We start from the raw sequence: 14,002 nt of genomic DNA on the forward strand, positions 1-14,002 counted from the left end.
GAACCGATGGTAATGTGTCCGGCACCTTGAGCACCACCGACGCGGGTAACGCGCAGGCGAGGTTCGGGACGTTCGCGGGGGTCTTCACGCCGTGCGTGCTGACCATCCTCGGCGTCATCATGTTCATGCGTTCCGGCTACGTCGTCGGCGAGGTCGGCGTGTGGCAGGCGCTCATCATCCTGGCGGCGTCCAAGACGATCACGACGCTCACGACCCTGTCGCTGTCGGCGATCGCGACGAACACGGAGATCCGCACCGGGGGCGTCTACTACATGATTTCGCGGACGCTGGGGCCGGATTTCGGCGGGACGGTCGGACTGACGTTGTTCGTATCCCAGGCGATCTCGATCGCGTTTTACGTCATCGGGTTTACGGAGGCGCTATTTGGGCTGTTCGCGCCGCAGGGCTCCGAACTCGCCGTCACGGTCGAGGCGTGGCGGCTGCCGCAGTTCGTGTCGACGGCCGTCATCCTCGGTCTGTTCTTCGTGACGTTCAAGGGAGCGGACCTCGCACTCAAGACCCAGTTCTACATCCTCGTGATCCTGCTGGCCTCGTGCGCGGCGTTTTTGGCGGGCGGCGCGCTGTCGTTCGACGGTGACCGATTCGCGGCCAACGCGGGCGCGGCACCCGACAGCATCGGCTTCTGGGCGGCGTTCGCGATCTTCTTCCCGGCGGCGACCGGCATCACCGCCGGCGCCAACATGTCGGGCGATCTCAAGGACCCGGGGCGGTCGATCCCGAACGGCACGCTCGCGGCGATTGCGTTCACCGGGCTGATCTACCTGTTCCAACTGGTGTTTCTGGCGGGGAGCCAGGGGCGCGACCGCTTGATCGCCGATCCGTTTGGCGCACTGCAGGACATGAGCCTGTTCGGGCCGCTTATGGTCCTCGGTGTGTTCGCCGCGACTCTGTCGTCGGCGCTCGGTAGTTTCCTGGGCGCGCCGCGCATCCTCCAGGCGATGGGGCAAGACGGCCTGATTCGGCCGCTCCGACCCTTCGCAAAGGGGCACGGCCCCGAAAACGAGCCGCGGCGCGCGACGGTACTGAGCCTGTTCATCGCGGTCGCGATCGTGTGGGCCGGGGGCCTGAACGCCGTCGCCGAGGTGATCTCGATGTTCTTCCTGATCGCCTACGGAATGATCAACCTGTCGGCGTTCGTCGAGGCGCGTGGCGGCAACCCGAGCTTTCGCCCGCGCATTCGCCTGTTCGGCTGGCCGGCGGCGCTGACCGGCGCAATCGGTTGCGCGATCGCGATGGTCAAGATCAATGAGACGTACGCGCTGGTTGCGATGGCGATCGCTGGAGCGATCTACCTGTACCTGCGCGGCCAGGAGGCGCACTGGGCCGACGCCACGCGCGGCTACATCTTTTCGCGCACCCGCGAGAACTTGCTCGCACTCGAGCGCTCCAAGCCCGATCCGAAGAACTGGCGGCCGGTGCTGGCCGTCGTCACGGAGGATGCGCTGCGCGACCGCACGCTGGTGCGCACGGGCGCGTGGCTCGAATGCGGCCGCGGGCTGTTCTCGGTGCTCGAGATCAGCCACTACGCGGACCGCGACGTGGCCGCGCGCGCAGCCGTTCGCGCCGAACGGACCGAGCACATCAAGGCGCTGCTCCACGAAAACGGCATCGTCGGGTTCGCCGACGCCGTCGTCTGCCCACCCGACGAGGAGCCGCTCGACGTGATCGTCCAAGCCTACTCGATCGGCAGTCTGCGGCCGAACACCGTGCTCGTCGGGTTGCCGGGCCGCTCCGACGAGGCGGGCCGGATGCGAACCGCGCGCCGGGTGGAGACATTCGGCGCGCTCGATCTGAACGTCGTGATCCACCACGGGCCGCCGACGGGACCGGACGCGCGGCGAGGTCGGATCGACGTGTGGTGGGGAGGCCAGAAGAACGGGTCGCTGTTGGCGCTGCTGGCGTACCTCGTGAGCCAGCATGCCGACTGGCGCAACGCGCGCATTCGCATGTTGCAGGTCGTGCGGAGCGCCGACGAACACATCGTCGCCGAGCACCGGCTCGCGCGCCTCGTCGAAGCGGCTCGCCTGTCGGTCGAGGTGGAGGTGATCCTGTCACAGGAGCCGATCGCCGATCTCATCGCCCAGACGTCGGGCTCGTCGGATCTCGTGCTGCTCGGCATGGCGGACAAGGACGTCGTCGGCTTCTCGGCGTACCTCGCTGACGCGCGCGCTTCGCTGCTCGACCGCCTGCCGACCACGCTGCTGGTGGCGTCCAACGGCGAGACCGACCTGCTGGCGTGATCGGCGCGCGCCCGCGGCCGACACCGCGCGGCGTGCGGTTGCCAGTCGCCGCACGGTGACTATGCTGACAACCGATGCGTACGCTTCCGCTGGCACTCGTGGCGCTGGCAGCCGTCCAGTCGGTCGCGTGTTTTCTGGACGACACGGACCGGCCGAGAACGTGTCCGGGCGACATCGAGCCGTTTTCACAGGCGCGGTTGACGGCGACGATCCGCGAGCACTACGCGGAGCCACCGCGGGTCGATGGCGTGCTGGCGGGCCGCACGCTGGAACTCGGCTGCGTCGAGGTCCGAGACGGCGACGCGATCGGCACGAAACAGGTGCGCTTCTTCGACGTCGTTCCCGACCACTCGGGAGGTCGCGGGACCGACAGCGATCACGAGATCGTCATCGCGTACGGGCAAGACGCGCCGCAGCCGTCGCCGATCGGCTGCGATCCGTCGCTGGGTGAGGCCGTTGTGAGTTTTCGGTATTTCGCAGACGTCGATCACCAAAACGTGCTGAGCACGTGTCCGGGAAGTTCTGCGGCGCCAGCGGTCACGCAAAGCCCGGTGACGATCGACGCGGCCGCGGGGGCAATCACGGCCGGCCCGTTGGACGTGTACGGGCGGGAGCGGTCCGCCGCCGGCACCGCCGAGGATCGAGTCGAACACGTGATCTTCGATCGGCTGGAGGCCGACATCATCGACCCGGCGGTCGCGGCGAGTTTGTGACCGGGGCGGTGGGCGGTCGACCAACCGGTTAGCGGGCGCGGCGGGCAATCCGGTACAGCCATGCCGCGAATGCGCAAAACAGCGCAACCCCGATCAGTTTCGCCGGCAGTTCCCACGCGGAACCGAGGTGGACGGCCAAGACGTTGGTGTCCTGCGCCACGGCGAACGGCACCGCGAGGCCGATGCCCATCAGCGCCTCGCCCGTGATGAGCCCCGACGCGAACAACAGGCCTCGTTGACCCGCGGCATCGCGGTCGGCGGCGCTCGCCTTTGCGAGCGCGCGCCCGGCCGCCCACGCGACGAGGCCGCCGACCAGGATCGGTGTCGTGAGTTCGATCGGCAGGTAGATGCCCACCGCCACGGCGAGCACCGGTGTGCGAAACGAGCTGCCGCGCGCCTCGAGCAGCTTGTCGACCGCGATGATCGCGACCGCGATCGCAGCGCCGATGCCGATCATGTCCCACGGCAGCCCGCCGCGCAGCACGCCGAACGATACCGAACTCATCAGCGTCGCCTGGGGCGCCTGCAGCGCATCTGCGGCGCGCATCCCCTCGCGGGGCAACACGTCGCCGAGCCCGTAGGCGTTGAACAGCAGGCTCAACACCGGCGCGAGCGCGAGCGCGGCCGCCGCGACGCCGACCATCTGCAGGATTTGTTGCTTGAACGGCGTGGCGCCGACGATCTGTCCCGCCTTGAGGTCTTGCATGTTGTCGCCGGCGATCGCCGCGGCACAGCAGACGACCGCGCCGACGAGGATCGCCGTCGCCGCCGCCGCGGTCGCCTTCGAGGCGTCGACGGAGAAGTCGACCGACGAGCCGAGAAGCCACAGCAGGATCAGCGAAATCGTGAGGATTGTCGCGATCGTGACCCCGGAGATCGGGTTGTTCGACGAACCGACCAGCCCCGCCATGTACCCGGCGACTGACGAGAACAGGAACCCGGCGAAGAACGCAAAGCCCACGCCGACCAACAAGGTCGCCAGATGGCGCGCGGAGCTGATGCCGATGGCGTCCTTGTCGACCACCATGAGGAATACGAAGAAGATCGGCACCGCGAGTGCGATCGTTCCCCACAACACGATGTGGATGGGGGTGTCGACCTCGGTCCGCGGAACGTCGCCGCCCGCGCCGCTTTTCGCCTGTCGCACTGCCGCGATCGACGACCGGATGCCGTCGCGGATGGGTTGGATCAGGGCGACGAGGGCCCAAAGGCCACCTGTCGCCATCGCGCCAACCCCCATATAGCGGATCTCTGCCGACCACACGGCCGCTGCGGCATCGAAGCCGGTCGCGTCGCCGACGATACGCGACAGGGTATCCGGATCCGCGGTGGCCATGAAGATCGGAATGCCGAACACCCACGAGATCACGCCACCGGCGAACACGAGGACAGCGATATTGAGTCCGACGATGTAGCCCACCGCGAGCAATGCGGGGCCGAGTTCGGACCCGATCCCGAACACGGACGCACCGGTGGTCATGGCGACGTCGACCTTGCTCGTGATCACCTTGAGTCCGGTCTGGCACAGCTTGACCACCGCGCTGGCGATGCCGCCGGCGGCGATCAGGCGCACGCCGCCGCCGCCTTCGCTGCCCGCCTTGAGGACCTCGGCGGTCGCGACGCCCTCTGGAAATTTCAGCCCCGCTTCGAGGATGAGCGCCCGCCGCAGCGGAATGGTGAACAGCACGCCGAGGATGCCGCCGCACAGCGTGATCAGCATCGTCGGCAAGAACTCGAAGTCGGCCCAGTAGCCGAGCATAATCAGCGCCGGCAGGGTGAAGATCGCGCCGGCCGCCAGCGACTCGCCCGCCGACGCCGCCGTCTGGACGATGTTGTTCTCCAGAATGTTGGACTGGCGGAACAAACGCAGCACGGCCATCGAGATCACGGCGGCGGGAATCGATGCCGACACCGTCATGCCGACTTTCAGCCCGAGGTAGGCATTGGCGCCGGCCATGATGGCCGACAGCAGCACGCCGAGCACGACGGCCTTGACCGTGATTTCCGGAAGCGTTCGGTCGGCCGGAACGTATGGCTTGACCGGCTCGGTGTCGGGGGGCGTCGGTTGCGTCATGTACAACTCCCTGCGCGCGCGGCGAGCGCATTGTACTCACCGGTCTCCGTTCGCAAAGCCGATTCCCCCAATTTCGGCCGGAACGCGCGGGGAGACGTCGGCGGCGCCGGCGGGGACGACACGGGCGCGCGCGCGACAGTCCGCCGGGGCCGTGCGGCCGGTGGCAGCGGGGAAAACGCCTCGGTCGACAGCGACGGCTCCTGCACCGCCGCAGCCGATCGGAGCGAGTGCAACGAGTTGGCGCGGTCGTGCGCGCGGCGGCCGGCGAGGGCGCTCGCGTCAGCGGGCCGCGGGCCGCCGGAGGTCGAAGGCCACCCGGAAGGTGACGTCGCGGTGGCCGCGCGGGGGGCGGGTCGCACGCCGAGCCGGCGGACGCCGGACCGCGGCGCGCCGCCGGGGATCGGCGGTGTAGACCCACTCCCACATCGTGCGCCCGCCAAACCGGATGCCCGGTACGCGCGCCGCGTTCTCCCACTCTTCGGCCGTCGGCAGGCGTCCTCCGACCGCCCGCGCATACGCGACCGCATCGGCGTAGGACACGTCGGTGACGGGGCGGTCCGCGGCGGCGGCGGGCGGCGCCGGTCGACCGAGCGCGGCGGCGAATTCGCCCGCGGTGACCGGCCGCCGGCCGATGTAGAACCACGGGGTGCCGTCCGGACGCGCGACGCCCATGGCCCAGTCGGGAACGGGCGGAGCGCTCGGTTCGGCATCGGGTGGCGGCGGAGCCGCGTCGGCCGAACGGGGCGCGGACAGCCGCGGCTCCGGCATCGGCCCGAACAGAAGCAGCCCGAGCCCGGTCGCGAACACCGCGGCCGACGCGACGGTGATCGCGACCAGCGCGCGGGATACGCGCGGACGCACGATCGACAGCGAGTCGGAGCCGGCGGGCTGCGCCGGCCCCGTGCGCTCCGCGGGCGCGTCGTCCGCGCCATCGCCGGCGCTCGCGTGCGGCGCCGCGGCGCCGAGGTCGCCGCCGGCCGGGGGGAGCACGGCGGGGCGCGCGACGAGCGGCGTGGGGGCCGCGCCGCGCTTGTCGCCGGTGTACGGCACGCGGTCCGCCGCGCCCTCGGCCTCGAGGCGCGCGATGATGCGCTCGAGTCGGCCCACGATGTCGCGAAACGACGGGCGGTCATCGGGCCGCTTGGCCATCATGTCCCGCGCGAGGCCGGCCAGTTCGCGGTCGGCGCTCGGGTTGTCGCGCGCGGCATCGGGTGGCGGTTCGCGCAGGTGTCGCGCGACGACCTTGAGATACCTGTCTTCGGCGGCGATGCCCGTACGGAACGGCGGCATCCCCGTGAGCATGAAGTACGCCGTGCCGCCGAGCGCGTAGATGTCGACTCGCGCGTCGATCGCCTCGCCGCGCGCCTGCTCCGGTGCGATGAAGTCCGGCGTTCCGACGACGACCCCCATGGCCGTGAGCGCCGGCTCGTCGCCGGGATCGATCGGTTTGGCGAGTCCGAAGTCGGTGACCTTGACGGAGCCGTCGGTCAGCCGCACGAGGTTCGACGGCTTGACGTCGCGATGGATGAGCCCGGCGGCCGCGGCCGCCTGCAGCCCCCGCGCTGCGTCGGCCAGCGCGCGCGCCGTCGGCAACGACGGCCACGGGCCACCGCGGTCGACGCTCGTGGCCAGGTCGATTCCATCGAGAAACTCCATCGCGATGTAGGGCCGGTCGTCGTAGTGGCCGATCGTGAACACCTGCACGACGTTGGGGTGCTGGATCGCGGCCACGGCGCGCGCTTCTCTACCGAAGCGCCGGCGCAGCTCGTCGTTGTCGCGATGTCGCGGCGACAAGATCTTGAGCGCGACCTTGCGATGGAGGTGTACGTCGCGAGCCAGGTAGACGTCGCCCATCGACCCGGCGCCGATGAACGCCTCGATGCGGTATTGGTCGACGACGGCTCCGGGGCTCAGCGCGGACACGGGGGTCAGAAGGGGGCGGCGTCGGGCGACGGGGCGCTCGGCGGCGGCTCGTAGTCGTCGTCGCGATGCGACAGGTTGTCGAAACGGGTGTAACGCCCCTCGAAGCGCAACTCGACGGTCGCGACGGGACCATGCCGGTTTTTGCCGATGATGACTTCGGCGATGCCCGGCCGCTCGCACGCTTCTTTCGAGTAGACCTCGTCGCGGTAGATGAACAGGATGAGGTCTGCGTCTTGCTCGATTGCGCCGGACTCGCGCAAGTCCGACAGCATCGGGCGCTTGTCGGCGCGCGATTCGAGGCTTCGGTTGAGCTGCGACAGCGCGAGCACCGGACAGTTGATCTCCTTGGCCAGCGCCTTGAGGCCGCGCGAGATCTCGGAGATCTCCTGCTCGCGGTTGGCGTTCTTGTGCAGATTCGTGCCGCGCATCAGCTGCAGGTAGTCGATGACCACGAGCGCGCGCGCGTCCCCATTGGGGAACAGCTCCCGGTTACCGACGAACCGTCGCGCCTTGGCGCGCACTTCGCGAACGCTGAGCGCGGGCGTGTCATCGATGTAGATCGGCGCCTTCGACAGGTTGTTCGCGGCGTAAGTGAGGTTCGTCATGTCCTGGCGCTGGAGTTGGCCGCGCCGCAGCAACGACGAGTCGATGCGCGCCTCCGAGCACAGCATGCGCTCGGCGAGCTGCGTCGACGACATTTCGAGCGAAAACACCAGTACGGGGATGCCGTGGCCGAGCGCGCAGTTTTGCACGATCGACATCGCGAGGGACGTCTTGCCCATCGCCGGGCGCGCGGCGAGGATGACCAAGTCGGACGGCTGCAGTCCCGCCGTTCGTTGATCGAGTTCGTGGTAGCCGGTCGGGATGCCAGTGATCCCATCGGTCGCGGCAAACCGGCTGTCGAGCGATTCGAACACGCTCTTGAGCAATGTCTTGATGTTCTTCGCTGCGCCGCGTTGCGTTCGCTGCGTGACCTCGAAGATGCGCGTCTCGGCTTCGTCGAGGTAGTCGCCGATGTCGCCGTAGTCGCCGTAGCCCTTGGCGGCGATCTCCGATGCGGCGAGCATCAGTTTGCGGGCCGCGTGTTTGTCCTGGACGATCTCCGCGTAGTGGGTGATGTTGTCGGCGGTCGGGACCGCGATGGCGAGTTCCGACAGAAACGCGAGTCCCCCGACGGCTTCGAGCTTGCCCGACGCGGCGAGTTCTTCCTCGAGGGTCACGGGATCGATCGGGCGCGCCTTGGCCTCGAGCGCGCGCATGGCGGCGAACACGGCCCGATGCTTCGGGTCGTAGAAGTCCTCCTCTTCGAGGGTGGCTAATTGCGTCAGCGCGTCGTTGCGCAGCAGGATGCCGCCGAGAACGGACTTTTCCGCGTCGAGGTTGTGAGGCAGGACTCGGCGTGAGGACGACACGCGCTGAGCTTACCCGGATCGGGGGCCGCGGAAACCCCCTGTGTGTTTCCTGTGGATGGAGCACCGCGCCGCCGCGCGCGGCGGCGAGCACGCGCGCGGCGGCGTCCATCGGCACCCGCGTCAGTCAGCCTGGGCGACGACCCAAAACTTGAGCGTCGCCTCGACGCCCGAGCCGACTTTGACGGGCACCTCGAACTTGCCGAGGGACTTGATTGGTTCAGGCAGCACGATCTTGCGGTGGTCGATCTCGATGCCCGCCACCGCGAGCTGATCGGCGATGTCTCGCGAAGTGACCGAGCCGAACAGCTTGTCGTCCTCGCCGACTCGGCGCTCGAATTTGAGCGTCATGCCGTTGAGGCGGTCCGCGATCGCCTGCGCGTCCGCGCGCTGTTTTGCGACGCGCCGCTCGATGGCCGCGCGATCGTGCTCGAGTTTGGCCTTGTTGCGGCGCGTCGCCGCGATGGCGAGGCCTTGCGGCAATAGGTAGTTGCGCCCGTAGCCGTTTTTGACCGTGACTACCTCGCCGGCCGAGCCGAGGTGTTCGATGTCCTGGGTGAGGATGACTTCCATCGGCATCGGGTTCCTCCTAGCGGCCAGTCGCCGTAAACGGCATCAACGCGATGATGCGCGACCGCTTGATCGCGAGCGCCAGCGCCCGCTGGTGCTTGGCACAGTTGCCGGTGATCCGGCGCGGCAGAATCTTGCCGCGGTCGGTGATGAAGTACTTGAGCGTCTGCGGGCTCTTGTAGTCGATGGTCACGTCCGCGTCGACGCAAAAGCGGCACACCTTGCGGCGGCGGCGGCCACCGAGCCGCAGGCGGGCCGCGCGGTCGTCACTGTCGCGGGCGGAACGATCGGCGTCGGTACGGGTGGCGGCTTCGCTCATGGCTCACTCTCCCTCGTTGTCGCTGGCGTTGGCGTCAACGTCGTCGTCAGTGTCGTCGTCAGTGTCGCCGGTGTCGTTGTCCAGATCGTCGTTGGACGCGGCGGCCAGCTCGTCGGCTTCGGGCTCGTCGGGGGCCTCGAAGGTTTCGGCCGCGCGCGCGTACGCTTCGTCGTCCATCTGAGACGGGCGCGCCTCCGGATCGACGTTCTCGTCGATCTTGACCGTGAGGTAGCGAACGACGGAGTCGAGCATGCGCAGATTCCGCTCGAGTTCGCGCACCAGCCCGGCGGTGCCCAGGTACTGCCAATACAGATAGATGCCGCGCTGATGTTTCGCGACCGGGTATGCAAGGCGGCGCTTGCCCCAGTTGTCCGCCAGCAACACCTTGCCGCCCTGGCCCTCGATGACGCTCTTGACGCGCTCGTTGACCTTGGCGACGCCGTCGTTGGCGGTGTCGGGATCGAGAATGAAGATCGTCTCGTATTCTCGTTGTTTGCCCGGCGCGTCGGCCAGGCTCTGGATGTCTGCCATCGGTGTCCTCCTGTGGATTGATCAGCCCGGAGTCGCCGGCAACGCGCTCCGAGCAGAAGGTGTCGCTACATCGCGTTGAAGCGGTTCATCGCATTGCGCACGCCGTCGGTGACGACCGCCTCGACCGCGTCCGCGGCGCGATCGGTGAGCGCGTCGACCTCCGGTTCGACGTCCGCCGGAAAGTCGCTCAGCAGAAAGTCTCGTACTCGTGGCCCGTGGTCCCGGTCGGGGCGGCCTACGCCGCAGCGGACGCGCTGAAACCCGTCCTCGCCGAGTTGTTCGAGGATCGACCGCAGGCCGTTGTGGCCGCCGTGACCGCCGCCCGACTTCACCCTCACGCGGCCAAACGGGAAGTCGATCTCATCGTGCACGACGACGATGCGCTCGGCTGGCACCTTGTGAAAGGCTGCCGCGCGTTGGACCGCATGGCCGCTGAGGTTCATGTACTGCATTGGTTTCAACAACAGGACGCGTGTATCGCGGATGGTTCCGGTCGCCAGCTGGCCGCCGTGTTTGTCGCGAAACCCGCCGATCCGGTGGCGTTCCGCCAGTCGATCGACGACACGGAAGCCGATGTTGTGCGGGGTTCGCTCGTAGCGGGGGCCGGGATTGCCCAGCCCGACGACGAGCCACACCGGTTACTCCTTGGCCGCTTCGTCCTTGGCTTTGCCCTCGTCCTTCTTGTCGGCTGGCGCGGCGTCGCTCGCTTCGGCCGCTTCGGCCGGCCCGGCGCCCTTGCCCTCCTCCTCGCGCGGCGCCACGCACGTGACGATCGCGAGTTTCGGCGACATGCCCGGTTCGACGCCTTCAGGGAAGTCGATGTCGCTGATGTGGAATACGTCGCCGATTTCGAGATTGGTCACGTCGAGCTTGAACTCGGTCGGGATCTTGTCGGGCGTGCACACGACGGTGATCCGGCGCAGCACGACGTTGAGGATCCCGCCGTCGACCACGCCCTTGGCCTTGCCGGTGAGTTCGATCGGCACTTCGACCTCGACCGGCTTGGTCGTATCGATTGCAATGAGATCGACGTGCTCGATTTCCCGGCGGAGCGGGTGGATCTGGGCGTCCTTGAGCATGGCCGTCAACGTCTGCGTGCCCTGGCCGTTTTCCACCGTCACCTGGATGACCGTGTTGCGCTTCTTGACCGGGTCGAGCGCGGCGCGCAACGCGCGCGGGCTCACGACGATGGGCAGCGGCGACTCGAGCCCGTGGCCGTAGCAGATGCCCGGGACGAGGCCCTGCGCGCGGTAGCGGCGGCTCGGGCCCTTGCCGAACTGGTCGCGCGCCGAAACGGTGAGTTTTCCGACTTCCATGGTGTTTCCTTCGCCTCTCTAGATGAACAGCGAGCTGATCGAGTCGCCGTGGTGGATGCGCTTGACGGCCTCGCCGAGCAGTCGGCTCACCGAGACCTGCTGGATCTTCGCGCACTGCTTCGCGTTGTCGCGCAGCGGGATCGTATCGGTGACGATCACCTCGGACAGCGCCGACGACTGGATGCGGTCGATCGCGGGCCCTGAGAACACGGGGTGGGACGCCGCGGCCGCGACGGACGCGGCACCGGCGTCCATGATCGCGTTGGCCGCATTCGTCAGGGTACCCGCCGTGTCGATGATGTCGTCGACGATGACACAGTGGCGTCCCTTGACGTCGCCCACGATGTTCATCACCTCGGACACGTTCGGCCCGCTGCGGCGCTTGTCGATGATGGCCAGGTCGCCCTTGAGGCGCTTGGCGTACGCGCGGGCTCGCTCGACGCCGCCGGCGTCCGGCGATACGACGACGCAGTCGCCCTCGTAGCGCGGCCGCAGGTGGTCGAGCATGACCGGCATGGCAAACAGGTGGTCGAACGGGATGTTGAAGAACCCCTGAATCTGGCCGGCGTGCAAGTCCATCGACAGCACGCGGTCGGCGCCGGCGGCCGTGATCAGGTCCGCGACCAACTTGGCGCTGATCGGCGTGCGCGGGCGGACCTTGCGGTCTTGTCGGGCGTAGCCGAAGTAGGGGACGACCGCGACGATCTGCCCGGCCGACGCGCGCTTGAGCGCGTCGATCATGATCAGCAGCTCCATCAGGTGCTGGTTGACCGGCGAGCAGGTCGATTGAACGATGAAGCAGTTGGCGCCGCGGACGTTTTCGCCGATCTCGACGTAGATCTCGCCGTCGGCGAAGTGGGTCACCTCGGCGCGGCCGAGCGGGATCTCGACGTACTGGCAGATCTGCTCCGCGATCGCGGGGTTGGCGTGGCCTGTAAAGATGCTGAGCGCCTTGAGCATGCGCGGTCTCCGGAACCCCGCCGACGGGGTAGAGGCGCGGATCTACACATCTACGCGCTCGGCGTCAACTGCTAAGGGGATCTCGCGGCGTTGGCGCGGCCGCCGGTGGGGGGCCGGCGCCGTCACGAGGCCGAGCCGTCGGCGTCGCTGCCCTTGGCGACGTGGCTTCCGGAGTCGTAACCGTCTGAAATCTGGAGGCCATGGGGACGTGCCGCGGCGCCGCCGGGGCCGAACTGCTGGATCACCCGCCGCAGCTCGTCGCGGCCCAGCGGCCTGGGGCTGGGGCGCTCCGTGTGGACCGCAAGGGTCTCGACGTGCACCGTCCGCGTCGGGAACGCGAACGACACGCCGAGTTCGGCCGCGAGCCGCATGATCTCGAGGTTCAGGTGCGTCCGCGTGCGCAGCTCGGCCGACCAGTCGGGCACGTCCATGAAGCAGTACAAGAAGATCTCGAGCGCGCTGTCGCCGAAGTCCCGGAACTCGACGAGATAGTAGTCCTTTCGCATTCCCGGCAGGCCGGCGATGATCGCGCGGACGCCCTCGCAAAACGCCTGGACCTTTTCCGGCGGCGTGTCGTAGGTCAGACCGATCGTCGTCTTGTACCGGCGGTAGCGGCGGCGGCCGTAGTTGTCGATCGACGCCTTGGTCATCTGGGCGTTCGGCACGGTGACCAGGGAGTCGTAGAACGTCCGCACGCGGGTCGTGCGCCATCCGACCTCCTCGACGACGCCTTCGACGCCGCCGATCACCACCCAATCGCCGATCTGAAATGGCTTGTCGATGAAGATGACCAGCGAGCCGAAGATGTTGGCGATGCTGTCCTGCGCGGCGAGGGCGAACGCCAGGCCGCCGAGTCCCAGGCCGGCGAGCAGCGACCCGACGTTCACGTTGAGGTTCTGCAAGATGAAGATGCCGCCGACGACGACCGCGAACACCTTCAGCACGCGGCGCAGCATCGGCACGAGTTGGTCGTCGAGCTTGGTGTCGGTCTCCGCCGCCTTGCTCGCGAGCCAGTCGCACAGGACATCGATGAGCCGGTAACCCAGCCACACGGCCGAGAACACGGCCAGCACTTGGGTCGCGATGCGCGCCGCCTGGCTGGTCCGCACCGAGAACTGCAGCCAGGGGAACATGACGTAGAACACACCGGCCATCGCGAGGCCGCCGATCGGCCGGTCGATGCGGGTAAACGCCTTGTCGATCCAGGGCACGTGCAGGCGGCCGAGCGTCCGGCCGACCCAGGTGCGGATGAAGTGGACGACGATCTTGCGCAGGATGACGCCGATCGACAGGATCAGCAGCAGTCCGACGATCTGCCAGGCCTCGATCGGGCCGATGCTGTTGCGCGTCCACGCGGGCAGGCGAGCGAGCAGCGCCGACAAAAACGGCGGCACCGCTTCGGCGTAGATCTCCTCGATCTGCCGGATGGTGCGCGGCGCGAACAGCCAGCGGTCCCCCTTCTTGACGATCTCGATGCGCCCGTCGTCGGGAAGGCGCCAGCGCCGGATCCCGGAATCGTCGCGATAGTCGGGGTCCTTCGGGATCGATTCGACGTCGATGTACAGCCCCTTCGCGTCGAGCGCGAGCTTGAGCTTGCGCGCCAGGTCGGGAAGCCGCGACGGGTCGGGGGCTCCGGTCGGGTCGAAACACGCGGCTGCCTGGGTTTCGTCCACGCGCGTGCCCGGCTGGACCCAGTACAGGAGCTGGAGCATCGCCTCGTAGGGCGTGGCGCACGTGCCTTGCACGTAGTCCGCTTCGGTCGCGCGCGTGATCTCGGAGACGCGGCGCCCGGGCGCGGGCTGCGCGGCGGGCGTGGGCTGCGCGGCGGGCGCGGGCTGCGCGGGCTGCGCCGGCGCGGCGGCGGGCGCGGGCTGCGCGGCGGGCGCGGGCTGCGCGGGCTGCGCCGGCGCGGCGGCGGGCGCGGGC

At 68.5% G+C, this 14,002-nt stretch carries 12 protein-coding genes; 2 read left to right on the forward strand and 10 right to left on the reverse strand.

Annotated features, from left to right (window positions below; all coding sequences use genetic code 11):
* Nucleotides 1–14: 14 nt before the first annotated feature.
* Together D6689_00290 and D6689_00295 are read left to right on the forward strand one after the other, a co-directional pair.
* Complete coding sequence (locus D6689_00290) at nt 15–2,261, forward strand: amino acid permease (protein RMH45268.1); 2,247 nt, start codon at nt 15–17, stop codon at nt 2,259–2,261.
* A gap of 74 nt (nt 2,262–2,335) precedes the next feature.
* Nucleotides 2,336–2,974: a hypothetical protein gene (locus D6689_00295; GenBank protein RMH45269.1), complete on the forward strand. Its 639-nt coding sequence runs from the start codon at nt 2,336–2,338 to the stop codon at nt 2,972–2,974.
* A gap of 28 nt (nt 2,975–3,002) precedes the next feature.
* Here the strand turns inward: D6689_00295 and D6689_00300 are convergent, their stop codons facing one another.
* The 10 genes from D6689_00300 to D6689_00345 all read right to left on the reverse strand — a co-directional run.
* Complete coding sequence (locus D6689_00300; GenBank protein RMH45270.1) at nt 3,003–5,048, reverse strand: oligopeptide transporter, OPT family; 2,046 nt, start codon at nt 5,046–5,048, stop codon at nt 3,003–3,005.
* Between the two features lie 279 nt (nt 5,049–5,327).
* On the reverse strand, nt 5,328–6,971 hold the full coding sequence (locus tag D6689_00305; GenBank protein RMH45271.1) for a hypothetical protein: 1,644 nt from the start codon (nt 6,969–6,971) through the stop codon (nt 5,328–5,330).
* Nucleotides 6,972–6,976: 5 nt separating this feature from the next.
* Nucleotides 6,977–8,383 carry a replicative DNA helicase gene (gene dnaB, locus D6689_00310; protein RMH45272.1) on the reverse strand — a complete coding sequence of 469 codons (1,407 nt, stop codon included), beginning with the start codon at nt 8,381–8,383 and terminating at the stop codon, nt 6,977–6,979.
* 120 nt (nt 8,384–8,503) lie between these two features.
* Nucleotides 8,504–8,953: a 50S ribosomal protein L9 gene (locus D6689_00315; GenBank protein ID RMH45273.1), complete on the reverse strand. Its 450-nt coding sequence runs from the start codon at nt 8,951–8,953 to the stop codon at nt 8,504–8,506.
* Nucleotides 8,954–8,969: 16 nt separating this feature from the next.
* The gene (gene rpsR, locus D6689_00320) at nt 8,970–9,269 is read right to left on the reverse strand and encodes a 30S ribosomal protein S18 (GenBank protein ID RMH45274.1); all 300 of its coding nucleotides are present in this window, start codon (nt 9,267–9,269) and stop codon (nt 8,970–8,972) included.
* Between the two features lie 3 nt (nt 9,270–9,272).
* Nucleotides 9,273–9,800 carry a 30S ribosomal protein S6 gene (rpsF, locus tag D6689_00325; GenBank protein RMH45275.1) on the reverse strand — a complete coding sequence of 176 codons (528 nt, stop codon included), beginning with the start codon at nt 9,798–9,800 and terminating at the stop codon, nt 9,273–9,275.
* Nucleotides 9,801–9,865: 65 nt separating this feature from the next.
* Entirely contained in the window at nt 9,866–10,435 is a 570-nt protein-coding gene (locus tag D6689_00330; protein RMH45276.1) for an aminoacyl-tRNA hydrolase, read from the reverse strand.
* A 3-nt stretch (nt 10,436–10,438) separates the two neighbouring features.
* The gene (locus D6689_00335) at nt 10,439–11,116 is read right to left on the reverse strand and encodes a 50S ribosomal protein L25 (protein RMH45277.1); all 678 of its coding nucleotides are present in this window, start codon (nt 11,114–11,116) and stop codon (nt 10,439–10,441) included.
* An 18-nt stretch (nt 11,117–11,134) separates the two neighbouring features.
* Complete coding sequence (locus D6689_00340; GenBank protein ID RMH45278.1) at nt 11,135–12,076, reverse strand: ribose-phosphate pyrophosphokinase; 942 nt, start codon at nt 12,074–12,076, stop codon at nt 11,135–11,137.
* Nucleotides 12,077–12,198: 122 nt separating this feature from the next.
* On the reverse strand, nt 12,199–14,002 hold a 1,804-nt coding region (locus tag D6689_00345; GenBank protein RMH45279.1), incomplete at its 5' end, for a hypothetical protein.

Source organism: Deltaproteobacteria bacterium (assembly GCA_003696105.1).
In the GTDB taxonomy this organism is placed as follows: Bacteria; Myxococcota_A; Polyangia; order Haliangiales; family J016; genus J016.